This is a genomic window from Archangium violaceum, assembly GCF_016859125.1.
GTDB lineage: Bacteria > Myxococcota > Myxococcia > Myxococcales > Myxococcaceae > Archangium > Archangium violaceum_A.
In genome coordinates this window covers 7,792,219-7,814,447 of record NZ_CP069338.1, presented here as the reverse complement: position 1 = coordinate 7,814,447, position 22,229 = coordinate 7,792,219, and the positions used below count along the sequence as shown (strand labels likewise).

Genomic DNA, 22,229 nt, shown 5'->3' with positions numbered 1-22,229 from the left:
AAGGCGTCCGACGCCCCGCTCCCCCCTCGACTCGCTGTGCACCTACCCCGTCACCGTGACAATTGTGTCAGAACTTCCACTTGCAGCCCTCCGTCCTGACGCGTCATGCCGCGACCCAATAGCGCAGGCGGACGCCTGGAATCAAACGGTTGGCGAACGAATCCGTGACGTAAGGGGCACCTAGGGTGACGGAATCACGACATCCGTGTCTCATCGGGTGGCGGCGAGGAACCGGTCCCGGAGCAGCTCGGCCTCGGCCCGGTCGAAGGTGAAGCCCCGGAGCTGGGCACGCCGGCTGACGGCGGCGAAGGTGTTCTCCAGCACCATGGAGAAGCCGCGCAGGTCCTCGATCAGACGGGTGCGCACGGCGGGGCCCTCGGGCGGCCAGGGCAGCTCGGTGAGCAGCGCGCTGAAACGATCGAAGGCCTCGTAGTCCACGTAGCGCAGCAACTGGTAGCTGCCGTCCTGGAAGTAGCCGAGGAAGGCCACGATGCTGGAGATGACGGACTCGGCGGACTGCACGTCGTCATTGCGCAGGTGCCCCTCGGCGGCACGGCACAGCTGGGCGAAGACCCACAGATCCTTCCGCAGCCGCTCGGCGGCCTCCATGGAGGAGGCGAGCTGCTCGAAGGGGGCCTCGCCGGAAGCGGAGCCGGGAGCGAGCGCCTCGGTGAGGGCCACCACCTGGGCCTGGAAGAGCTGGGTGAAGGCGTAGGAGGCGCGGGCGGCGGCGGCGCGGTCGCGGTCCAGCTCCACGAGGACGTCCCGGGCGATGCGCTCCGTCTCGCGGGCGATGTCCCGGGCGACGCGCAGGCTCGTGGCCTGGAGGGGCTTGGGACCGGCCTTGGGAGCGAGCTCGTTCTTCAGGAAGCCCACGAGGCTGAGGGCCTCGCTGCGCACCAGGGCGAGCAGCACGCGCACGCGGCGGGGGATGGGCCCCTGCGCGTCCTGGCTCACGTAGGCCAGGTAGTGCAGCAGGCGGAACAGGCCCAGATAGGCGGTGGTGAAGAGGGGCCGGGTCTCCGGCGGCACCGTGGAGAGCAGCGACAGCAGGCGCACCGAGCGCAGCCGGTCGTACTCCAGGCGGAACTCGTTGAGGCGGCAGGGCCGGAAGTACCGGTTGAGGACGATCTCCCGCAGGACGAGGTTGCCCACGTCGTTGAAGAGGTTCAGCCCGCACACCGGCAGTTGCAGCAGGTGGTCGATGAGGTTGCGCAACGACTCGAAGGACTGGCGCAGGACGAAGAGGCTCTCCTGGGGCGTCTCCTGATCCTGCTCGCCCTCGATGCGCGAGCGGCGCATCCGGTCATCGGAGAGCTGCGTCTCCACGTAGCGGCGGAACTGGAGCTTCTGGGTGGAGTCCGGATCCAACAGGTGCCGCGCGAGGCGGATGGCCTGACTGAGGGTGGCGCGGACGTCCTTGAGCTCCTCGCGGAAGTCGCGCGTGACGAGCGGCTGCTCATGGGAGTCGATGACGCCGTTGTCATGCAGGTGGACGTAGCGCTCCACGCCCCGCAGGAGCATCTCGAACTCGAAGAGGAGCTCCTCGCGGGCCTCCACGGGCAGGGCGCGCAGCCAGCGCTCGCGCTCGGCGAGGAAGCCGGCGCGGTTGCCCTGCGAGGTGCGCACGAGCTCCTCGTAGAAGTCACGGGGAACGCGAGACATGTGAGGCGGCTGGGCCGCGGTCGCGGTGGTGCTCACAAGAGTGTCCCCTGCGCCGAGGTGGGCGCCTTCTTGTTGAAATAGGAATACGCGTGGTGCGTGGCCACGCGGCCCCGCGGCGTGCGCTGGAGGAAGCCTTCCTGCAGGAGGAACGGTTCGTACACGTCCTCGATGGTATCGCGCTGCTCGCCCACGCTGGCGGCGATCGTCTCCACGCCCACCGGGCCCCCGCCGAACTTGTCGAGGATGGTGAGGAGGATCTTCCGGTCCATCGCGTCCAGGCCGGAGGCGTCCACGCCGAGCCGGGTGAGCGCCTGGGCGGCCAGCTCCTGGGTGATGCGGCCATCGCCCTCCACCTGGGCGAAGTCGCGCAGCCGGCGCAACAGCCGGTTGGCGATACGGGGCGTGCCCCGGGCGCGGGTGGAGATCTCCCTCGCGCCATCGCGCTCCAGCTTCACCCCGAGGATGCGCGCCGAGCGGTTGAGGATCATCTCCAGGTGCCTGGGCTCGTAGTACTCGAGCCGCTCCTGGATTTGAAAGCGGTCGCGCAGCGGCGAGGTGAGCAGGCCGGTGCGGGTGGTGGCGCCGATGAGGGTGAAGGGCGGCAGGTCGATCTTCATCGCCCGGGCGGCGGGCCCGGTGTCGATGGTGATGTCCAGCCGGAAGTCCTCCATGGCCGGGTAGAGATACTCCTCGATGGCGGCGTTGAGGCGGTGGACCTCGTCGATGAAGAGGATGTCGCGCTCGTTGAGGTTGGTGAGCAGGCCCGCCAGGTCCCCCTTGCGCTCGAGCGCGGGGCCGCTGGTGACGTGGATGCCCACGCCCAGCTCGGTGGCCATGAGGTAGGCGAGGGACGTCTTGCCCAGACCCGGGGGCCCGGAGAAGAGGCAGTGATCCAGCGCCTCCCCGCGGCTCCTGGCCGCCTGGACGTACACCCTGAGCTTGTCGACGACGGCGCTCTGGCCCACGTACTCGTCGAAGGTGCGCGGACGCAGCGAGGCCTCGACGCGGACCTCGTCGTTGAGCGCCTCTCCCGTGAGCGTGTCGTCGGACTTCCGCTTCGACTTCGCCATACCAGTCAACCCTCTGCCGTCACCCTACCAGAACGGACCCCGTGTCGCGGGTCCTCTCTCGGCGCTAGACTCCGCCCTCCCGCCGTCAGGCAGCCTGCCCAGGGAGCCAGCCCGCCGTGAAGGGACTCGTCTTCGAACTCTCCATCCCCAAGTACGTCCTCGCCAAGGGGATTGGTGGCCTTTACCCGAAGGCGCACTACGGGCACGGGAGCTGTCTCTCTCTGCGTGACCTGGCCTCCCCCACCCTGCCCGGACCGGACTGGGTGCGGCTGCGCCCGCTGCTGACGGGACTGTGCGGCTCGGACATGGGGACGCTCTTCTTCAAGCTGAGCCCACAGATGGAGCCCTTCAACAGCTTCCCCGCCGTGCTGGGACACGAGGTGCTCGCCGAGGTGACGGAGCTGGGGCCCCAGGCCCGCGGCGTGGAGGTGGGCCAGAAGGTGGCGGTGAACCCGCTGCTCCCCTGCCGCCTGCGGGGCATCCAGCCGCCCTGCCCACCGTGCGCCTCCGGCCAGGAGAACGGCTGCGAGCACACGGCCGAGGGCTGCCTCGCGCCCGGGCAGATGCTCGGCTTCCAGAAGGACCTGCCGGGGGGAATGGGGACGGAGATGGTGGCGCACCCCTCGCAGCTCCACCCGCTGCCAGAAGAGGTGGGCGACAAGGCGGGCGTGTTGGTGGAGCCCCTGGCGGTGAGCCTGCACGCGGTGCTGAAGGTACCGCTGAAGAATGAGGACCGGGTGCTGGTGATTGGGGGCGGACCGGTGGCCTTCGCGTGCCTGTGGGCGATCCGCGCGCTGGGCTCGCGCTGCCACGTGACGCTGCTCGCGGCCGAGGACTACCAGCTGCGGCTGGCCCGGCAGCTCGGGGCGGACGAGGCCTTCCGGGTGATGCGGGACGACACCGCCGAGGCCGAGGAGGTGGCGCGGCGCACGGGGGCGAAGGTGTACCGCCCCATCCTCGGCCCGCCGGCGCTCATGGGCGGCTTCGAGGTGACGTTCGACTGCATCGGCAGCGCGGCCTCGGTACAGGACTCGCTGCGCTACACTCGCTCGCTGGGGAAGGTGGTGCTGGTGGGGGCGGCGGGGCTCCTCGAGCGCGTGGACTGGACGATGGTGTGGCGCAACGAGCTGACGCTGCTCGGCTCCTACGTGTACGGACTGGAGAGCTTCCGGGGCCGGCGCGCGCACACCTTCGAGCTGGTGTTGGAGCTGCTCGCCCGCCGGGAAGGCCCGGACCCGAGCATGCTGGTGACACATACCTTTCCGCTCGCGCGTTACCAGGAGGCCATCGAGGCAAACCTGGCGCGTGGCCGCTCGCAGTCGGTGAAGACCGTCTTCGATCTCTCGGAGAACCCATGAATCCATCGTTCCGTCCCCTGCCCTTCCTCAACGAGGCCCGTGCCGAGTCCGTGTCCGCCGTCCGCCTGAAGAAGCTCCGCCGGGCCGCGCAGCAGGCACGTGATGCCTTCACGGCCGGGGGCCCCGTGGCGGCGCTGGCCACGTGCAACCTCGTCACGTTCCCCTACCCGTCGCAGTTCGCCTTCAGCGGAGGAGCCCTGTCCCCGGCACCCTACGTGATGATGACGAACCGGATGCAGGTGGTGCAGTACCTGGAGGACGGGGTGACGCGCACCCTGATCTTCAACCCGAGCGACTACGAGCGCGGCCAGGCGGCGCCCTTCTACAAGTCGCTGCGCGAGAAGTACGGCGACTTCCTCTCGGATAAGGTGATGACCCGGCGGATCGGCACGGTGCAGGGCCACCTGGCGGCGCTGGGGCTGAAGCCGGAGGACGTGGACTACATCGCGTACGATCACCTTCACATCCAGGACGTGCGGCGGTGGCTGGGCGGAGATGGGGAGCCGGCGTACTTCCCGAGGGCGAAGCTGCTGGTGCAGCGGGCCGAGTGGGAGTCCGTGAAGAACCTGCACCCGCTGGAGAAGGTCTGGTACGTGCCGGGCGGGACGGACGGGGTGCCGGAGGAGCGCGTGGTGCAGCTGGAGGGGGACACGTGGCTGGGCCGGGGCGCGGCCATCCTGGCCACGCCGGGGCACACCCTGGGGAACATGTCGCTCGCGGTGGCCACGGACAAGGAGGTGTTCGTGGTGAGCGAGAATGGCGTGGCGTCGGAGAGCTATACGCCGCTGCAGTCGCGCATCCCCGGAGTGCGCTCCTACGCCGAGCAGATGGGCTGGGAGGTGGTGCTCAATGGCAACACCCGCGAGAACTCGCTGGAGCAATACTCCTCGATGATCGTGGAGAAGGTGTTCGCGGGCCCGTCTCGAGTCGAGGGCTCCTTCGTCAATTTCCACCCCTCCTCGCTGCTGACGAGCTCGCTGGTGGCACCGGGCCTCTCGCCCACCATCACCCTGCCCGCGCCGAACCACGGGGACCTCCGCCCAACACCCGCGGCCCGCCGTGCCGCCTGAGAAAATGAGCGGCCAGGCATGTGACTGCCCGGCCGCTGTCCGTTCTTCGACAACAGTCGATTGAATGGAGGTGCAAAAACCCGGTGTTTCGTTAGAGCCCGGAGTTCAACATTCGAGATCGCATCCATGACCCCCGACCCCACCCAGACCACCCCTTCCGAAGCCTCGTCCATCGAAAAGCTGGAGACAGGATTGGAGCGCGATGTCTTCCTGCGTACGCTCTTGCGCCACCTGGCTGGCACCCTGGAGGAGGTGGTGGGCGTGAAGGAGGCCTCCGGCTTCGTCAGCGTGGTGGGCCAACGCATGGGCGAGGAGATGAACGAGGGTTACAAGAAGGCCCTGGCCCTCCCCGAGCTCAACCGTGAGCAGGTCGCGCAGGTGCTCGTGGATCTGAAGCGCCGCATCCAGGGGGACTTCTTCATCATCGAGCAGGATGAGGAGAAGATCGTCCTGGGCAATCTCGCCTGCCCCTTCGCGGAAAAGGTCCTCGGACGCCCCTCCCTGTGCATGATGACGTCCAACGTCTTTGGCTTCATCGCCTCGGAGAACCTGGGCTACGCCAAGGTGTCGCTGGAGCAGACGATCGCCCGGGGAGACAAGGGCTGCCGGGTGGTGGTCTATCTGAAGCCCACCGCCGCTCCATCCGTCGAGGGGCGCGAATACATTCGCACGCACTGATGGGTACCACCGTCGGTCCGGCAGAGCTGTTCTCCCTTCTGTCCCGCCTGCTGCCCGAGCCCTTGCTGCTCGTCACGGCGAGCGGCGAGGTGGTCGACAGCAACACCGCCAGCCGGGAGTTGCTGGGACTCCAGGCGTCCGCACTGCACGGCCGGTCGCTCACGGAGCTCACGGAGGAAGCCCCCGAGCGTGTGAGCGGTTTCCTCAGGATCTGCGCGCGAAGTACCGACCCCCTGCCAGGAGGCTTCACCCTCAAATCCCCTTCCGGGAGCAGGGTGCGCCGGGGTTGCCATGGGGCACGGCTCGGCATGAGGGGAGAGGACCGTGAGCCACTGGTGTTCGTGCGCTTCTCCAACGAGGTCGGGGGGAGCGCGGCCTTCGGCCTGCTGGGCCAGAAGGTGGATGAGCTCACGCGGGAGGTGTCCCGGCGGCGTGAGGTGGAGCAGGCCCTTCGTGCGTCGGAAGCGCGCCTGCGCCGGATCGTCGACTCCAACATCGTGGGCGTCTTCTTCTGGAAGCTGACCGGCGAGGTTACCTACGCCAACGATGACTTCCTCCAACTGGTGGGCTACCGCCGCGAGGATCTCGAGTCCGGCCGGCTGAACTGGCGCCGGCTCACCCCGCCCGAATACACCATGTCCGATCAGGCCCACGTGGAGCTCCTCATCCACACGGGCCGTCACCCCCCCTACGAGAAGGAGTATCTGCACGCGGATGGCCACCGGGTGCCCGTCCTCGTGGCCTCCGCCACCTTCCTGGACAACGCCGAGGAGGGCGTGGCCTTCGCCATCGATCTCACGGCCCGCAAGCGCGCCGAGGAGCACCTGCGCCTGCTCGTCGATGCGTCCACCGCCCTCGCGGCCTCCCTCCATTTCGCGGAGACGATGGACCGCCTGCTGCACGTGCTGGTCCCGCGCTTCGCCGACTGGTGCGGCGTGTTCGTGCGCGATGAGGACGGACTCCCCAGGCTCCTGACCACCCACCACATCGACTCCGCACGAACCCGGCTGGTGAGTGCGGCACTCGAGAAGCATCTCCCCTCGCTCGATGCACGCCACGGGGTGGGCACCGTGCTCCGGACGGGGCGAAGCGAGCTGCTCTCCCCGATGACGGACGAGCTCCTCGAGAGCGTGGCCCGGAGCCGCGAGCACCTGGAGCTCCTGCGCGAGGGCGCCCCCAGCGCGGGAGTCGCCTTGCCCCTGCTCTCGGGCAGCCAGGTCATGGGGGCGCTCCTCCTCGTCCACCTCGACTCCAGACGCCTGTACGAGCCCCAGGATCTGCTCGTCGCGGAAGAGGTGGCGCGAAGGGCCTCCATCGCGCTGGTGAATGCCCGGCTCTTCGAAACCGCCGAGACGGAGCGCCATCGTGCCGAGGAGGCCAGCCGTCTCAAGGATGACTTCCTCTCGACGGTGAGCCACGAGCTGCGCACGCCCCTCACCTCCATGCTGGGCTGGTTGCAGTTGCTGCGCAAAGGCACCCTCTCGCCGGAGAAACACAAGCGGGCGCTCGAGGTCATCGAACGCAACACACGCCACCAGGCACAGCTCGTGGGAGATCTGCTGGATGTCAGCCGCATCCTCACGGGAAAGCTGCGTCTGGAGGTCGAGGCCGTGATGCTGCCCGGCGTGGTGGGTGCCGCCATCGACACGGTACGGCCCGCGGCCGAGGCCAGGGGCGTTCACTTGCGCTCCAGGCTCGATGCGAACGTGGGCCCGGTGAGAGGCGACGCCACGCGGCTCCAGCAGGTGGTGTGGAACCTCGTGCAGAACGCGGTGAAGTTCACCCCCGCGGGCGGCCAGGTGGAGGTGTTGCTCCAGCACAGGGACGCGCAGGCGGTCATCACCGTGGCCGATACCGGTGAGGGCATCGCGCCCGACTTCCTCCCTCACCTCTTCGAGCGCTTCCGCCAGGCGGACTCCTCCACCACGCGCAAGCACGGGGGCCTCGGGTTGGGGTTGTCCCTCGTCAAGCACCTGGTCGAGATGCATGGCGGAAGCGTCGAGGCGCACAGCGCGGGTCTGGGCAGGGGAGCCACCTTCATCGTGCGGCTCCCCCTCCTGAAGAGCGTTGGCGAGGCACCGGGAGGGCCCGGGGCTGGCGACTTCCAGGAGGAGTTCCGTCTCCCCGACCTGTCCGGGCGGAACCTCCTGCGGAGGAAGGACGAGGCGGACACCTGACGCAGTGGACCCTTCTGGCGCGCTCGCCCGCTCAGGTCCCCGGCGGCTTGCGCGGCAGGTCCGCGCTGAGCACGGCCTGCATCAGATCGACCAGGCCGGGCCACGCCTCGGCCGAGAGCCACAGCCCTTCCAGCTCATGCTCGGCGTTCATCACCAGCGAGGAGGACTCGAAGAGGCGCGCGGATACCACGCCCTCCTTCGGGAGTGCTCCGGACACCCGGAGTCGCTGCCCGTCCCAGCTCAACCCCTCCGGCATCACCTGGTCGAGCACCGTGCGCAGCGCCGCCTTTCCCCCGCCGAGGCGCAGCACCCCCTGCACCAGGGCCGAGGCCGCCCGGGACTCCTCCAGCTCCACCCGGCCCGGGGTGAGCAACGTCAGGTTGTAGCGACCCGACGCGAGCTCCAACCGCTCGACGGCCACCTCCGCCCGCAGCTTCCAGCCGGAGACCTCGAACCGCACGTCATAGGTCTGTGACAGGTTGACCCAGTCCCCGAGCGTGAGCGCGCGCACGTTGCGCAGCGCCGAGCGCGTGAGGGCCTCCACCCGAGCGTGGGGCAGCCGCAACCTCCGACGGGCCACGTCCACCGTCACCTGGCTGGACAACCCCGAGGGTAATTTGCCCACCCACTCCTTCGCACTCTCCCACCACCGCGAAGCACCGGTCATCGCAGCTCTTCCTCCTGGCGCACCTGCCCGTAACCGGACTCTACCCCACGTACGACTTCATTCCCGTCTGGAAGGAGACCCGGTCGAGGGTCCTGGGCACCCCTCGCACTGAAAGGGAAGTCCCCGTGTGCCCCCGGCCCCGCTGTGATTAAATGATTCCAGGCATGACGATCGGTTCCCCAGAAGGTCCCCCCCCGCCTTGGCAGGAAGTCCACCGGACGGTCCTCACCACCCTCGATGCGCTGGCCTCGTCCACCGGATGGATTCCCACCGCCGCGACGGTCGGCATCGAACCGATCTTCGAACGTGTGCTCCAACAGATCTGCGGACCCCACGGCCTCACCCCCGCGGCCTACATCGACGTCATCACCCAGGACGCCGGGATGCGGCGCGAGGTCCAGAAGCGCCTCGCGCGGCTGATGGAGCACCCGGGGCTGATGAGCATGCGCCGCGAGGCCCAGCGCCGCGAGGCCGAGCACCAGCTCCACGTCCTGCACTATGTCCTCTCGGGCCGGCAACCCCCCGACTGGGTGTGGACGTCGCTCGATGAGGAGCAGCAGAACCAGCTCCGGGACGCGGCGGAGTCCGGCGAGGAGCGCGATCCGGTGCTCCTCCCGCGCGTCCAACGGGCCCTCCAGAAGCTGGCCACGGACGCCACGAAGTACGGCCAGTGCGAGGACTGTGGCGACCCCATCATCCTGGAGCGCCTGCAGATCGTCCCCTGGGCGGAGTGCTGTGCCGCCTGTCAGCGCAAGCGCGAGGGCGTCCCGGACGTGCCGCCCGAGCCCCAGGTGATCGTCACCTACTTCTGACCGCGAGCCCCCTCCACCACGCGCCGGGCGATGGCGCGGAGGTAGAAGCCCCGGATGTCATCCCCTGCCATTTCCCCTCTCCCGAAGGGAGAGGGAGCTAGGCACTGGTGCGCAGAACCTTGAGGGCCTCGCGGAGGAGGGCCTGGAAGGCGGCCTCGCCGCCGAGCCGCTCGCCCGCGGACTCCGCCGCCTTCTCCGCCTGGGGCTGCTTGTAACCCAGATTCACCAGCGCCGAGACCAGGTCCGCCATATGCCCGGCCACGGGCGCGGCCGACGTCGCCTGGGTCGCCACCTGCTCCAGGTGCAGCGTCTTCACCTTGTCCTTGAGCTCCAGCACGAGCCGCTCGGCCGTCTTCTTCCCCACGCCGTGAATCTTGGTGAGGCGCGACACCTCGCCCCGGCCGAGCGCGGCCACCAGCTCCGGTACCTCCATGCCGGAGAGCACCGCCAGCGCGAGCCTCGGCCCCACGTGGGACACCGAGTTGAGCAGGAGGAACAGCTCCTCCTCGGGACGGGAGAGGAAGCCGAACAGCTCGAAGGCGTCCTCGCGCACCACGGTGCGCACCCGGACCTGCACGGGCTCGCCTTCCGGAGGCAGCCGCCCCAACGTGAGCGAGGAGAAGAACACGCGGTACCCCACGCCCCCCACGTCGATGATGGCTTCCTCGAGACTCTTCTCCTGAACGGTGCCGCGCAGTGCAGCGATCATCGCGCCTCCGGTCGCCGATAGGACGGCGTCAACCTGTCCGTGAGCTGGGCCCGCGCCGACTTGCGCCGCGTCTTCGACACCTTGACGCCCGCGAGCGGCACACCGGCCCGGCCCTGATTGAGGTGGCAGATCGCCACCGCGAGCGCGTCGCTGGCATCCGCGCGCTCCAGAATCTCGATGTCGAGGAAGGTGCACACCATGCGCGCCACCGCGTCCTTGTCGGCGGCTCCGCCCGCGCCCACCGCGCGCTTCACCCGGGCCGGCGGGTACTCGTGCACGGAGAGCCCCGCCTGGGCGGCGGCCAGCAGCGCCACCCCACGGGCGTGCCCGAGGATGAGCGCACTGCGCGCGTTGCGGAAGGTGAAGACCCCCTCCACCGCCACCGCCTGGGGCTTGTAGAGCTTCACGGCCGTCAGGAGCGAGCCATGCAGGTCCTTCAGCCGCAACTCCAGCGGGGCATCGGGGTCCACCTTGATGACGCCATGACCCACGTGGACCAGCCTGCCGCGCCGCTCCTCCACCACGCCATACCCCATGAAGCGGCTGCCGGGGTCGATGCCTAGAACGCGCAAATTCCTCTCCGGGGACAACGGAACAGGGGTTCAGCCAGCCCTATAACGCGCGGGCCGCCCCCCTGTCGATGTGCCCGTCTCCCCCACTACGCGGAGAGCGACTCCATGAGGGCCTCGTCCATCTCGAAGTTGGCGTGCACGTTCTGCACGTCGTCGTTGTCCTCGAGCAGCTCCATCAGCTTGAGCATCTTCCTGGCGTTGTCGCCCTCGATGCGGACGGTGTTCTGCGGAATGTACGTCCACTTCTGCTCGCCCAGCTTCAGGCCCGCCTGCTCCAGGCTCGCGGCCACCGCGTGCAGGTCCGCCGGTGCGGTGCGCACCTCGAAGCCCTCGTCGCCCTGGTTGAGCACGTCCTCGGCGCCGGCCTCGATGGCCTTCTCCATCACCAGATCCTCGGACGGGCCCGGCTTCACGGTGATGACGCCCTTCTTGTGGAACATCCAGTTCACCGAGCCTTCGGCGCCCAGGTTGCCGCCCTCCTTGGAGAACATGGAGCGCACGTCACTGGCGGTGCGGTTGCGGTTGTCGGTGAGGCACTCGACGATCACCGCCACGCCCCCGGGGCCGTAGCCCTCGTAGACGATCTCCTCGTAGCTCTCCCCCTCCAGCTCGCCGGTGCCCTTCTTGATGGCGCGCTGGATGTTGTCGTTGGGCATGTTCGCCTCGCGCGCCGCGAGGATGGCCACGCGCAACCGGGCATTGCCCTCGGGGTTGCCCCCGCCCAGCCGCGCCGCGACGGTGAGCTCCTTGATGAGCTTGGAGTAGAGCTTGCCCTTGCTCGCACCCATCGCGGCCTTGTACCGCTTGAGCTTCGACCATCGATTGTGACCGGACATGGGGAGGTAACGCTCCTGGGAGAATGCCGCGCCTTCTGCCTCGGACGGAGAGGCGAGTCAAACACCGATGACTTCCGGCGCGGCGCCGGGCCAGCCCGGGTCAGGCCGCCCGGGAGGGACTCGAGGACTCGAAGGCCTCGGAGAAGGGCTCCTCCTCCTCTTCCTCGGCGCGCAGGACCGGCTCGAAGAAGGGCGGGATGGACTGGGGCACCGGCTCGCGCTCGGCGATGAGATTGGCCGGCACCAGCACCCCCTGCGCGTACAGGAGCGTCACCACCTCCAGGGTGGTGACCTCCGGCAGGCCGCACTCCAGCAGGGCGGTGTGCACGGTGCGCTGACCATCGAAGAGGCGGATGACCTGGCCCACGTCGTCGGGCAGGGACTTGAGCACGTCCGCCAGCCGCTTGAAGTCCACGGTGAGGCGGGCGGACAGGGGGATGCCCAGGGTGCACAGGGCCGCGAAACGCTCGGCGGCCGGCATGAGCAACGCGGCGTAGATCTTCAGGTTGAGCAGCGGCTTCCCCTCGACGAGCTCCTCCCCGAACGACACGGCGTAGGCGCCCGAGCCGAAGAAGAGCAGCCGTCGGATGGCGGTGAGCCCCCGCTCCCCATCGAAGGAGGCGTCCACCACGTGGCCCTGGCGGAAGGACAGCCAGCCCTCGTTGTCGCGCAGCTCCACGCGGCCGGCGCGCGAGCCGCACAGCAGCGCATGGAGCACCTGCACCAGGGGCATGCGGAGGGTATGGGCCTCGTAGGCGGGAGCGAAGGCTCCGCGGCCGGCCTTCAACCGGGCGAGCGACACCAGCACCTGCGGGGGCACGGGCTGGAGGAGGTAGTCGTCGGCGCGCACGGCGTCGGCACGCTCGCGATGGTGGGGCTCCTCGTGGCGCGAGAGCAGGTACACCGGGAGGTGCTCGGTACGGGCGTCGGCGCGCAGCCGCGCGCAGAGGGTGAAGCCCTCCATGCCATCACCGGTGGCCTCGGCGGGGACGATGACCAGATGCGGCAACGGGCGGCCCTCGCCCAGATCCCCGAGGATGTCCTCGATGGCCGGGGCGGCGAGCACCTCGAAGCCGGCGCCGACCAGACCCATGGCCAGCGAGGCGCGCGCGTCCTTGTCGGACTCGACGAGCAGGACGCGCGGACGGAAACGGTTGGAGCGCCGCCGGGGACTGACGTCCGCGGAGGCGGAAGACGGAGTGGGCTCGAGGACTGTGGCGCGGGGCGTGCTGGCAGCCATGAGAAGCTCCTGGAGCGACAAGCCTGGAAGAGCGGACATCCACTTCCAGCAAAAAAATACGAGGTTCCGCGAAAGAAGACTATCTGGAAACGCGTGTGCTCCCCGCTATACCTGACAAGAGTGTGTCACCGGAAGCCAACTACCTGAAATTGTTGGGTAAGTGTCAAGCGTGAGGGAAAGGAAACGCTCGACGGGCCGGGGGGCGAGGCGCCAGAGTGCGCGGCCTATGACGCGACTGATGCTGGTGTGGACACTCATGCCGCTGGTGGCGGTGGCGCAGGAGACGAGGGCGCAGGAGACGCCATCCGCGCCCACGACCGAAGCGGTGCGGCTGGAAACGAATCGGGAGAACTTCGGAGCGGTGGTGGCACCAGCGGCGCTGCCGGATGGGGCGACGGCGGTCTCCGGGTGGGTGGGAGTGCCGGAGGTGGGCGTGGCGTACCGGCAGGGGACCGGGGGCTGGGAGCTGGGAGCGCGGGCGCGGTTCGACTACCTGCGGCTGTCGGTGACGGGAGAGGGAGTGGTGAGGCGGCAGCTCTGGACGAACGGGACCTGGGCGGTGGCGCCGGAGCTGGGGCTGGGGCTTACGGGGAGCACGGGGAGCCGGTACTTCGACGAGCAGAACCTGGAAGGGTGGTTCCTGCGGCTGAACCCGGCGCTGGTGGCGACCTGGCGGGCGGCGGAGACGGTGTCGGTGGTGGGGCTGGTGGAGGTGCCGTACGACCTGGGGCTGAGCCCGAGCGGGACGTGGCGGGTGAAGCCGATGGCGGGCGGAGGCGCGGAGGTCTACCTCGGCGAGGATCTGTCGCTGTCGGCGGTGGGCGAGCTGGGTGTGGACGTGTTCAAGGAGCTGCGCGGGGTGACACAGACGCGGCTGGGCTATGGGGTGCGCCTGGGCCTGGGCGTGCGCCTGTTCTGAGGTCCCCCGCTTCAAGGTGAGATGAGGGGGAGCCCCCCTGGAATGCTTGCAGCAGGCGTCTGGGGGCAAGACGCCGCATGTCGAAGTCGGCAATGGCGCTCGCGGGCATCTGCCCCCTGATTCTTGTCGCAATGATTGACTCAACGGGCTTGCGTGGATGCTCACGCGGCCTGGCTGGGTTGACGTTCGCCGCCATCCGCAGCAGCAAGCGGCTCAGCACCGGCGCCGATTGGGTTTCAAGCCCTTCCCACTTCGCTTCTGGCACGGCAATCATCATGTCGCGGCAGGCATTCCTCTCTTCGCTTGTCATGTAGCAGGAGGAGGACACCTGGAAGTTGGCCGTCCACCAGCAGAGACTGCCCGGGCTGCACCGCACCACGGAAGCCTCGCGGCGGCTTCAACCTCTTTTCACTCACCGCCAGGCGGTTGCCACCCAGCACACGCCCCCCCGGTAACCCACCGCCCACTGCGTCTGCCTCGCCCTCATGAGCGCAACCACCGGCACCAACTTCTCGGCGCACCCGCGCATGTATCACCTCCGGCCCGGTGTGGTTCACCTTGTCGTTCAGGGACCGGTTTGGCTTCCGAGACGGTGTCGAAGGACTTGCACTGCCGGGCTCGCGTAGGCTTTCCTAGTGCAAACCTCGGGGGAAGAACTTGTTTAGAATTCCACAATCCACACAGAAGGCCCTTCAGGAGGAATTCGACAGGCGGGAGGTCGTGCCGGAGTTATGCCAGTACCTGAGGCAAACATGGCCTGAGCACATCTCCAGCTTGTCGGACGAAACTCTCTTCGAGAAGGTCTTCCAATCATGCCTGACTGCCCGACGCTTCGGGTTGAGTTCAGGCATGGACCTCTATTGCTTTGTCACATTGGATGTCACCATCTGCCCTGGCTTCCACGAGAGAAACGCCATCGCATCCATCCTGATGCGTGAAGGCGCGAGCAGTGACATGCGCATGCTCGAGGTGTTGACACAGGCTCCTCTTCGCACCTGGAGCCTGATCATGAAGAATCGCCCGTGATTCCACCATAAGACACACCATGCAAGTTATCGAGAAAGGAGAGAATGACATTGGAATCCCCATGCGTTCAGACGCTTTCGCCCGTGGTAATGGTCTTCTCCCAGGGGTTGTCGGCGGGGGACGAAGGAATGAAGAAACTCTGCGGCATCATCCAGGGCTGCCCTGACACAACGGCGCAAGCAAAAGATGCCGCCAGACGTGCACTCGTCAAAAGGCTTGACGAAGAACTGCTATGCGCGATCGTGTGTTGCTGTGAAGCCAATCCGTCCATCAGCCCTTCCGGGCGGAACGGAATGCAGGAGTGCTTGAAACAGACTCTGAGAAAAGCGGACTCCGAGCTGAATTGGAAGAGCCGATACAAGGCGGAAATCGCCTACAATATGGACGCCAAGCCTCATCCCACGCCATTCATGCACCGTGAGCCGAAGGGCAATGATTCTCCAGGCACGGAGCCTTCCCGTTACTGGCAGGCCCGAGCGAAGGAGGAGATCAATGAATTCGAAGGAGGTCAGGGGAAGGTCCGGATTCCAGATGTCGTCATCGTGAACGATCCTTCTCGTCCACCAGATACTGGAAACATCGACAGGGTCGTGGAAATCAAGTTCATGGGAGACTCGCTGAGCAAGGACCGGGAGGTGGACTACACCGATATAGCGGGCGGGCGCAGCCGGTTTGCCGTGATGGGCTCATCCAAAACGGAACTTCGTAATGTCTCTTCCAGCACGAAGAACTGCGACTGTCGAAAGGGGCAGAAAAGGACCGCGCCTCAGGAAGTCTATGCCCCTTCCGTCAAGAGCGTTCACGAGCGGCTCAATACGCCTGGGGTTGATTGGAAGTCACTACTTGAAACAGCTGGATGGGGAGTGGTGACCGTACTTGGGACCGCGGCAACAATCGCTTTGCTCATTTCTCCCTTCGAGGGTCCCGTGGGGGAGGCCGCCGCGGGAGCAGGTACCACTGCGGCTGCTGCACGGACCGGCGCGGCTGCACGAGCACTCTTCCAATCGCTGTTTGCCAGACCTGCGCTACCATGAACCGAGTGGTATTCGTATCCCTCACCCTGGAGAACGCTCTTGCCAACGCCCGATCTCGAAAGTGTCACGGCTGATTCGCTGGATACGTTGGAAGTGACAGACGAATTGGGACAGCCCGTTGCACGGGTTGGTCTCACCATGACTCTATACCTGGAAGACCCCCACAAAGCCAGCGTCCGCCAAAAGGCCGCCGAGTGCATCGATGAGTACATTCTACTCGTTCGTGAGCACTTGCGCTGGGGAGTGGTTGGGGAGCAACGTCCCAGGGACATCAGCCATCAGCCTTTCGGCCCCATGACTGACGTAGCTCGCGCCTTGCCGGAGGCCGAGAGCTTCGAGATGGCGGCGACGGGTGCCGAGGCCTATCATCAAGCAAGTCACTACAATTTACATGCGCTCCTGGGCCGCCACCGTCCATTTCGTCGCCTGGGTTATGTCAGCGCATCCTTGCCCTTCCGTTTCTTGCTCGGGCGCCCCGCTGGCTTCTTTCAGCAGCTTGTCCACGCCTGGTGTTGTAGACTTTCGCCTTTTCACGGCTATGCAGGCCTGGGGCTATTGCGCAGCATGGAAGGCTCGGAGGCTCGCGCGATCGAGCCCCTCGTCTTCCCGTTGGTCAAGCGTTTCCCCGGGCTGGAAATCGAAATGCCTCACCTGGAGTCCAGATTGCTCTCGGAGGGAATCAAAGGCGTGAATTGGCTCACTATCGTGGGGGACCCCCTCCTGGAAAAGGTGGGCGGCCAGAAGGCTCTGATCCAGTCCTTGGGGAATGACTTCATATTTCATCCCTACCCTGGTGGTTTGATGATTCAAGCGGGGCCGCAACCCGAGTTCGGAGATCTGGAGCGGAACATGCTTCCTGTTCATTACTGTCAACTCTATGAAGTCTTGAGGCCCTTGCAGGCTCAGTACGATGATATATTGATGGATACGCCTGAGGGTGTTGAGCCAGAGGAGTTCACCCGGCAATGGTTGCGTCGATTTGCTGGTCCCCGTCGGCGCGATTCGTCAGGACGATGATTCGCCCCCTCTTCGCCGAAGCAGTTGCGCGATGAGCGAGTTCCCCTGGAATGGCTTGCAACAGGCGCCTGGGGGCAAAATGCCTCATGTCGAAATCGGCAACGGCACTCTCCGGCATCCTCTGGCCCCTGGTTCTTGTCGCAATGATTGACTCACTCCTCGGTTCAGTGAAGAGGCCTCGAGCCCTTGGGGAGACGCACCCGGAAGGTCGTCCCGTGCTCCTGGGTGCTCTCCACCCGAACGCATCCCCCGTGCGCTTCGGCGACGCCCCTCACCAGCGTGAGACCAATCCCCCAGCCCTTCTTTCCACTGCTCTCCGCGCTCCTCGTGCGGGCGAAGTGCTGGAAGAGCCCTTCCCGCTCCTCGGGGGGAATGGGCCTGCCCCAGTTGTGGACCGACATCTCCACCTGGTCGCCGTCCTCGCTCAGGGTCACCGTCACCCGGCCGGTGGGGTCGCCATACTTGATGGCGTTGTTGCAGAGGTTCTCGGTGAGCCTGCGGAGCGCATCGGCATCCCAGGAGCCCTGGAGTCCCTCCTCCCCCTGAAGGGAAAACCGCTCTCCGTGAACGGTCGTGAGATCCTCCAGCGTATCGGCCACCACCTGACGGAGATCGCAGGGTGACGTCACGATCGGCAATCCCTGCCCCGCGCGGATCCGGCTGGCATCCAGGAGGTCGGTGATCATCTGGTCCGCCCGGTCGATGTTGAGCTTCACCCTGGCGGCGAGCGAGTAGACCTTGTCGGGCAGGTTGGGCTGCCGGGGAATCAGCTGGGCGCTCATCTTCGCCGCGGTCAGGGGCGTCCGCAGATCATGACTGAGCGCCGACACGAACTGTTCGCGCAGCTCCCGCTCCATCCGGAGTTGGGTCAAAGCGGTCTCCGCGTCTTCCCTGGCCAGTTGCTCACTGGAGAGGCTCCGCGCGAGCTGCTCCTCGGCCGCCTTGCCCTGGGTGATGTCGAGGACGAAGGCGACGTTCTTGAAACGGCTCTCATCGAGGAAGGCGACGCCCAGGAGGATCCACACCACGCGACCATCCGCGAGGACGTATCGCTTCTCGTACGGGGTACAGACTCCCTCCGGGGATTCGAGCATCTCCCTCGCCGCGGCCCTGTCCTTCTCGAGTTCCTCCGGCGGCGTGATCTCATCCCATCGCACCTGACCCGTCAGGATCTCCTCTCGTGAGAAGCCGATGAGCCGGGCGTAGTACTCGTTCACGTCGTACAGCCCCCCCTCGATGTCGCCGAAGACGATCCCGAGCAGGTTGGACTCGAAGAGCCGCCTGAACCGGGTCTCGCTCTGCTTGAGCTCCGCCTCGACTCTCTTCAACCCCGAGATGTCCTGGAAGACGAGCATCGCCAGCGCGGGGCGCCCATGGAGGGCAGGCATCAGCCTGCCATTGAAGATGAGGGGGAGGGAGCCTTCCGGCGTATGCCAGGTCAGTTCGACCCCCGAGAACGTCTCGCCACTGGCGACCCTGACTCTCGGCAGCTCCGAGAGGGAAACCCGCCTGCCCCGCCCATCGGTCGCGAAGTACTTCACGCCATCCACCTGGGAGAGATGGGTCGGGACGGGGAAACTCAATCTCTTCGCCTCTTCGTTCCTGAAGGTGAACTCCCGGGTGGCCGGGTCGATCAGCGCCACGGGCACGGGGAGGCGATCCAGCAGAGCCTCCAACCACTTGCGCTCGTCATGTAACGCCGCTTCCGCGGCCTTCCGCGCGGAGATGTCGATGAAGAGTGTGACGGCCTGGATGACCCGCCCCTCCGAATCCCGGATGGGTGCCGCCGTGACGGACAGGTGCGTGAAACTTCCGTCATCCCTTCGGTACAACATCTCCTCATCCTTGACGGTCTCGCCCTGGCGGAGTGCTCGGACCATCGGGTACTCGTCCGGCCCATAGGCAGAGAGGTCCTCATGAACGGCGCCATGAAGGGTGCCCTGTGCGGGATTGTCGACCGGGGAAAGAGAATGCCCGAGGAGGCGCTCCGCTTCCTGATTGCAATAGATGACCCGGCCTGACGGCGCTTCGACGAGGGCGAGGCCCGCTGGCATCTGTTTCACGATGGCATCCAGCGTCCTGCGCTCGGATTGGACCTCTTCGTAGAGGCGCGCGTTCTCCAGCGCCACCGCGGCCGAGGCGCCAAGCCCCTTGAGGAGTTCCAGATCCTCGCGGGTGAAGGGCTGGCCGTCCTTCTTGTCGTGGAGCTCGAAACAGCCCAGGAGCGCCCCCGAGCGGCCAAAGATGGGCAGGTCGATCAGGCTGCGAAAGCCCATGGCCTTCTGGAGATGCGGAGGGACGTGAGGATCATGGGCCGCATCGTTCGAGATATAGGGTGCTCTCGTGACCATCACATGACCGGGAACGCCCACCTCCGGCTCGAACACGATGAAATGGGGTTCGATGTTCTGGCCTTGCCGCCTCAGATATTCGGTGAAGATCATGCGGCCGGACCTCAAGCGTCCCCAGGTTCCCCCGGCCGCGTTGACGAGCTCCAGGGACATCCGGACGAGGCACCTCATGATGTCCTCGATCTGAAGGCTCGAGTTGAGCTCCTGAGCGGCGGTCGTCAGGATTTCGAGCTGCCGGGTGCGATGCTCGAGCTGCGCATTGGTTCGCTGGAGCTCCTGCGCTCGACAATAGATCTCCGCTTCCATCTCATGAGCACGGCTCTCGAGCGCCTCGGTGAGCCTGCGCTGCTCGCGTCCTCGCTCCTTGAGCTGGACGTATTCGGTCACATCCTCGACCCGGTGGATGATGTGGGAGACGTCGCCCGACTCGTCCAGGAGCGGGGAATTGACCGGTGACCAGTACTTCGCCTCGAATCCGCCTCCCTCCGACGCGGGCCGGCGGACGGAGTACTTCTGCACGGCCATGGTATCCGTGGCCTTGTTCGCCAGGACGCGCCTCAGGGAAGCGCCCAGGTTCTTCGTCCCCGTGGCATGCGGGTCGTCCGGATTGTCGGGAAAGGCCTCGAAGATGGGCCGGCCCAGGATGTCTTCACGCCGGGTCATCGTGGCGTGCAGATAGGCATCACTGACGGCGACGATGATCAGGTCTGGATCCAGGACCAGGTAGAGCCCTGGGACGGCTTCGAAGAGGCGCCGGAACGTGCGGTCGGAGAGATGCTCCCCTCGCGAGGAGGTACCTTGAAGGATCCCTTCCAGGTTCGCCTGCTCTTCCATCCTCAGTGGATAAGAACGTCACGGAGAGGAGGCCAGAGGGGGTGGCGCGGGACAACCCCTCTTTCGTGGGGATCGAGCGAGAAGCCGTGAGACCGTTCCCCAGGTGAGCGAAGAGGCAGGCGAGGAGGGGGCACGTGCCCGTGCTCACCACTCCGGAAGCGGCGTGACGCGAGGCGTCCCGAGGATCTCCAGGGTACGCAACGCGACCTGGATGAGCGTCTGCGCGCAAGGCTCACAGCCCCCGCCGCAGCACCGGGGCCAATGACCCTCGGGGTTGCGCAACAGGGGCCGGACACAGGCCTCGTAGTAACTGGGGAAGGACAGTTCCTCGCTGGCGCGGCGGAGTGCGGAATCCATCTGCTCTTCGGTGAAGTCGGCCACGGCCCCATCAAAGCATGCCCGGGGCACGACGTTCGACTGCATCCGGCGCCTGCGGGGCAGGTCAGGGCTCCCCTCCGTCCAGAGCCCGCCTCAGGATTCGCCCGTCCACGCTGATCGCATAGGTTGCCCCATCATCGAGCATACCGACGGTCCTTCCGCAGTTCTCTGGCTTGAACTCGATCCGAACGAAGATGACGTCACCCTTTCGTAGGGCCCGGTACCTGTAGGAGACCTGCTTCTCTCCACAAGGGAGACCCGTCGGGTCCGCATCCAGGAGATCGTCTGCCGCGATGCGGATGGCCTGGAGCGTGTATCCATCCAGGTCAGCCTCTGGTCTCAGGGAGTGATCGAAGACGGGGAGTTGGACGGACGAAGCTCGATTTCGAAATTCTCGGAATCCAGCCACCGCACCGCACCATACGGTTCCCGCCTCCACTCCCTCGCCCCCGCGGTCCATTTCAGCAATTCACCTGTGAGTGGGACATATTGGAAGAATCCATCGCATGAGGCATAGCCAACCCCACCCTCCGAAAAGAACGCGACCACAACCAGGGGCGCGCGGATAGCCCCAGGATTGGACCGATTACGCCCCCCGGACCTCCACCTCGCGCACCAGCGGCGACACCTCGCTGACGGAAACCTTCACGTCGAGGAAGTGCGCGAACGTTTCAATCTGCGTCTGTGCATGTCCATCCAGGGGCAGGGTCCGGAACGAGCCTCCTCTCGCCAGCGCGAGCAACAGCATGAGCTGATCACACAGGTGCTCCCCCACCGGTACCCCGGCCTCCAGGTAGACCCGCGCCTCCTCCGCCACCGTCTCGGCCACGTCCTCCGCTCGCACACCCCGCTCCCCGAACGCGGTGAACACCTCGGTCACGTGCTCGCTCTCGACCTCGAGAGTCAGCGCGTTCCCCGGCCCCGCCGAGTTCTTCACCTCCTCGACCTTCCGCTCCTCCGGGAACCACCCCAGCTTCCGCCCCACCGCCTCCAGTTCCCGCTTCGCCACCTCGTACGGCACCTGCGCGATCAGCGCCGTCGCCTGACGTCGCAACACCGCTCCCCGCTCGGGCAGATGCAGGGGCTTCAGCGGCGCGGGCTCCACGCCCACCAGGAACTTCCCTCCTCCCGCCGGGAAGAACCCGGGCCGCTCCAGCGTGGCCTCCACGCTCGGCCCCATCCGTCTCAGGAGCGGCAGGTACGCCTTCGTCAGGAAGTCGAACGGCGGCGCCGCCGGGTTGTGCGTCCCGCCCTCGAGCACCAGCATCGACGGCCCGCTCGCCTTCAGCAGCGCCGGTAGCACCGTCTGCAGCACCAGCGTCGCGCTCCCCGCCGTCCCCACCGCGAAGTGGTACTCCCCCGCCTTCAGGCTCCTCGGCCGGAACGTCAGCTCCTTCGAGTGCAGCTCCGCCCCCTCCAACTCCGCGTCTCCCACGGCCGCCGCCGCCTTCACGGCGGTGAGGTGCTGGCGCAGCAGCCCCGGCTTCGAGCGTCCCGCTCGGATATTCACCATCTGGAAGGGCGTCCCCGTCACCAGCGACAGCGCCAGCGACGTGCGCAGCACCTGTCCCCCTCCCTCTCCCTTCGAACCATCGATGCGAATCATTTTCTGAACCCCTCGAGCCACTGTGCCCTTCACGGGCCCGACATACCCTCACCCCAGCCCTCTCCCGAAGGGAGAGGGGGCATCCCCCCCCGCACGTAGCGATGCCCGCTCCCTCATCCTAGCGACCGAAGTCTCGGAGAGAGCGGGCATCTCGATGTCTCTATCCCCTCATGTGTTTCCTCCCATGTCGGGTCCCCCCTTCTTCGGGTC

Annotated in this window: 20 protein-coding genes; 10 read left to right on the top strand and 10 right to left on the bottom strand. The window is 66.7% G+C overall.

Annotated elements, in window-relative coordinates; genetic code table 11:
• Positions 1 to 210: 210 nt before the first annotated feature.
• The gene (locus JQX13_RS33540; RefSeq protein ID WP_203403544.1) at positions 211 to 1,665 is read right to left on the bottom strand and encodes a hypothetical protein; all 1,455 of its coding nucleotides are present in this window, start codon (positions 1,663 to 1,665) and stop codon (positions 211 to 213) included.
• Between the two features lie 32 nt (positions 1,666 to 1,697).
• Positions 1,698 to 2,735 (bottom strand): Holliday junction branch migration DNA helicase RuvB, encoded by a 1,038-nt coding sequence (gene ruvB, locus JQX13_RS33535; protein ID WP_203403543.1) that lies wholly within the window; start codon positions 2,733 to 2,735, stop codon positions 1,698 to 1,700.
• 116 nt (positions 2,736 to 2,851) lie between these two features.
• On the opposite strand from ruvB, the gene JQX13_RS33530 reads away from it, so the two are divergent.
• From JQX13_RS33530 to JQX13_RS54625, 4 genes are all read left to right on the top strand, one after another.
• The gene (locus JQX13_RS33530) at positions 2,852 to 4,093 is read left to right on the top strand and encodes a zinc-dependent alcohol dehydrogenase (RefSeq protein ID WP_203403542.1); all 1,242 of its coding nucleotides are present in this window, start codon (positions 2,852 to 2,854) and stop codon (positions 4,091 to 4,093) included.
• Complete coding sequence (locus JQX13_RS33525) at positions 4,090 to 5,163, top strand: hypothetical protein (RefSeq protein ID WP_203403541.1); 1,074 nt, start codon at positions 4,090 to 4,092, stop codon at positions 5,161 to 5,163. The genes JQX13_RS33530 and JQX13_RS33525 overlap by 4 nt, the downstream gene beginning before the upstream one ends.
• A gap of 126 nt (positions 5,164 to 5,289) precedes the next feature.
• On the top strand, positions 5,290 to 5,841 hold the full coding sequence (locus JQX13_RS33520) for a methanogen output domain 1-containing protein (RefSeq protein ID WP_203403540.1): 552 nt from the start codon (positions 5,290 to 5,292) through the stop codon (positions 5,839 to 5,841).
• The gene (locus tag JQX13_RS54625) at positions 5,841 to 8,018 is read left to right on the top strand and encodes a PAS domain-containing sensor histidine kinase (protein ID WP_239014008.1); all 2,178 of its coding nucleotides are present in this window, start codon (positions 5,841 to 5,843) and stop codon (positions 8,016 to 8,018) included. The genes JQX13_RS33520 and JQX13_RS54625 overlap by 1 nt, the downstream gene beginning before the upstream one ends.
• A 31-nt stretch (positions 8,019 to 8,049) precedes the next feature.
• Here JQX13_RS54625 and JQX13_RS33505 read toward each other — a convergent pair whose 3' ends face one another.
• Entirely contained in the window at positions 8,050 to 8,643 is a 594-nt protein-coding gene (locus JQX13_RS33505; protein WP_239014007.1) for a hypothetical protein, read from the bottom strand.
• Positions 8,644 to 8,849: 206 nt separating this feature from the next.
• Here JQX13_RS33505 and JQX13_RS33500 point away from each other — a divergent pair, with 206 nt between their 5' ends.
• A complete protein-coding gene (locus JQX13_RS33500) occupies positions 8,850 to 9,497 on the top strand; it encodes a TraR/DksA family transcriptional regulator (protein ID WP_203403539.1) in 648 nt (215 codons plus the stop codon).
• 97 nt (positions 9,498 to 9,594) lie between these two features.
• Here the strand turns inward: JQX13_RS33500 and ruvA are convergent, their stop codons facing one another.
• The 4 genes from ruvA to JQX13_RS33480 all read right to left on the bottom strand — a co-directional run bounded on the left by ruvA (position 9,595) and on the right by JQX13_RS33480 (position 12,854).
• The gene (gene ruvA, locus JQX13_RS33495) at positions 9,595 to 10,206 is read right to left on the bottom strand and encodes a Holliday junction branch migration protein RuvA (RefSeq protein WP_203403538.1); all 612 of its coding nucleotides are present in this window, start codon (positions 10,204 to 10,206) and stop codon (positions 9,595 to 9,597) included.
• Positions 10,203 to 10,778: a crossover junction endodeoxyribonuclease RuvC gene (gene ruvC, locus JQX13_RS33490; RefSeq protein WP_203403537.1), complete on the bottom strand. Its 576-nt coding sequence runs from the start codon at positions 10,776 to 10,778 to the stop codon at positions 10,203 to 10,205. Before ruvC ends, ruvA begins: the two co-directional genes overlap by 4 nt.
• 86 nt (positions 10,779 to 10,864) lie before the next feature.
• Positions 10,865 to 11,614: a YebC/PmpR family DNA-binding transcriptional regulator gene (locus JQX13_RS33485; RefSeq protein ID WP_203403536.1), complete on the bottom strand. Its 750-nt coding sequence runs from the start codon at positions 11,612 to 11,614 to the stop codon at positions 10,865 to 10,867.
• Between the two features lie 100 nt (positions 11,615 to 11,714).
• On the bottom strand, positions 11,715 to 12,854 hold the full coding sequence (locus JQX13_RS33480; protein WP_203403535.1) for a response regulator: 1,140 nt from the start codon (positions 12,852 to 12,854) through the stop codon (positions 11,715 to 11,717).
• A 226-nt stretch (positions 12,855 to 13,080) separates the two neighbouring features.
• Here JQX13_RS33480 and JQX13_RS33475 point away from each other — a divergent pair, with 226 nt between their 5' ends.
• From JQX13_RS33475 to JQX13_RS33455, 5 genes are all read left to right on the top strand, one after another.
• Positions 13,081 to 13,773: a hypothetical protein gene (locus JQX13_RS33475; RefSeq protein ID WP_203403534.1), complete on the top strand. Its 693-nt coding sequence runs from the start codon at positions 13,081 to 13,083 to the stop codon at positions 13,771 to 13,773.
• Between the two features lie 77 nt (positions 13,774 to 13,850).
• Complete coding sequence (locus tag JQX13_RS33470; protein ID WP_203403533.1) at positions 13,851 to 14,087, top strand: hypothetical protein; 237 nt, start codon at positions 13,851 to 13,853, stop codon at positions 14,085 to 14,087.
• Between the two features lie 535 nt (positions 14,088 to 14,622).
• Positions 14,623 to 14,799: a hypothetical protein gene (locus JQX13_RS33465; RefSeq protein ID WP_203403532.1), complete on the top strand. Its 177-nt coding sequence runs from the start codon at positions 14,623 to 14,625 to the stop codon at positions 14,797 to 14,799.
• A gap of 128 nt (positions 14,800 to 14,927) precedes the next feature.
• Positions 14,928 to 15,833, top strand: a complete 906-nt coding sequence (locus JQX13_RS33460; RefSeq protein WP_203403531.1) for a VRR-NUC domain-containing protein — start codon at positions 14,928 to 14,930, stop codon at positions 15,831 to 15,833.
• Positions 15,834 to 15,872: 39 nt separating this feature from the next.
• On the top strand, positions 15,873 to 16,850 hold the full coding sequence (locus JQX13_RS33455; protein ID WP_203403530.1) for a type VI immunity family protein: 978 nt from the start codon (positions 15,873 to 15,875) through the stop codon (positions 16,848 to 16,850).
• Positions 16,851 to 17,014: 164 nt separating this feature from the next.
• On the opposite strand, the gene JQX13_RS33450 is transcribed toward JQX13_RS33455, so the two are convergent.
• The 3 genes from JQX13_RS33450 to rtcA all read right to left on the bottom strand — a co-directional run bounded on the left by JQX13_RS33450 (position 17,015) and on the right by rtcA (position 22,019).
• Positions 17,015 to 20,035, bottom strand: a complete 3,021-nt coding sequence (locus JQX13_RS33450; RefSeq protein WP_203403529.1) for a PAS domain S-box protein — start codon at positions 20,033 to 20,035, stop codon at positions 17,015 to 17,017.
• Positions 20,036 to 20,179: 144 nt separating this feature from the next.
• Positions 20,180 to 20,392 (bottom strand): hypothetical protein, encoded by a 213-nt coding sequence (locus JQX13_RS33445; RefSeq protein ID WP_203403528.1) that lies wholly within the window; start codon positions 20,390 to 20,392, stop codon positions 20,180 to 20,182.
• A 607-nt stretch (positions 20,393 to 20,999) separates the two neighbouring features.
• Positions 21,000 to 22,019 carry an RNA 3'-terminal phosphate cyclase gene (gene rtcA, locus JQX13_RS33440; RefSeq protein WP_203403527.1) on the bottom strand — a complete coding sequence of 340 codons (1,020 nt, stop codon included), beginning with the start codon at positions 22,017 to 22,019 and terminating at the stop codon, positions 21,000 to 21,002.
• Between the last annotated feature and the right edge of the window lie 210 nt (positions 22,020 to 22,229).